The organism is Paraburkholderia sp. SIMBA_027, assembly GCF_046535315.1.
GTDB lineage: Bacteria > Pseudomonadota > Gammaproteobacteria > Burkholderiales > Burkholderiaceae > Paraburkholderia > Paraburkholderia tropica.
Genome location: NZ_JAWRWY010001029.1, coordinates 1 through 257, shown reverse-complemented (window position 1 = coordinate 257; position 257 = coordinate 1). Strand labels below are relative to the sequence as shown.

Genomic DNA, 257 nt, shown 5'->3' with positions numbered 1-257 from the left:
CCTGATGGCCGAGATTGATGAAGAAGGAATAGGGCGAGGGATTGATCGCCTTCAGGCGGCGGGAGATGGCCGACGGATTGCTCTCGCAACGCTCCATGAATTTCTGGCCGGGGACGACTTCGAACAGATCGCCGCGGCGGAAGCTTTCCTTGGCCTTCACCACCAGTTCGGAATATTCGCCGGGACGATGATCGCCCTTGGGCGGGATCGTATCGGTGGTTTTGAACGGGTCGGGTGTGATCTCCGAAGACTTGCCG

The 257-nt window shown here is 59.1% G+C and carries 1 protein-coding gene; it reads right to left on the bottom strand.

Annotated features, from left to right (window positions below):
- The coding region (locus SB764_RS42240; protein ID WP_410867071.1) for a chorismate-binding protein at positions 1-257 on the bottom strand (257 nt) is incomplete at both ends.